1 protein-coding gene is annotated in these 538 nt (G+C 47.6%); it reads right to left on the reverse strand.

Annotated features, from left to right (window positions below; translation table 11 throughout):
- On the reverse strand, positions 1-538 hold a 538-nt coding region (locus tag R7R78_RS28990; protein ID WP_225474953.1), incomplete at both ends, for a homogentisate 1,2-dioxygenase.

Raw genomic sequence — 538 nt, forward strand, 5'->3', positions numbered from 1 at the left:
GACGGTGGTAAGTGGTAGCGATGTGACATAAGGGGACGTATATCACGCCAATTCACTTTCACTGCGGCTAAGTCGCCATGCCAACCAATCGCGTCTAAAGGATTAAACGGATAGGTAATCACGCTAACTTTATCGTGGCGTTTTACCTGAACCTCAGTGCGGTTTTCAGAATATTGCGCACGAAACTCATCATTGATAGATGGAACTTCCAACACCGCAGGGTCAAATACCGCGTGATTCCCTACCATGCCCTTTTCCGGTAAGGAATACGCTGCATCGGTGTTTTCAATCATAAGAATGAACATGGGTTCACTCGGCTCTAAACGCCAACTCGTTGAGCGCGGGATCATGACGTAATCCCCTTCGCTCACTTTCAGATGACCATAGTCACAGTAAAGATCTGCCGTACCTTGGTGGATGAACAGCAGCTCGTCGCCATCGGCATTTCTTACCAAGAAATCCATCTTTTCATCCATGCGCCATACACGTATTTTACAGTTAGCGTTGTGCAGTAAGTGCGGTACTGACCAAGGAGAGA

The sequence above is a fragment of the Vibrio sp. 2134-1 genome, assembly GCF_033339495.1.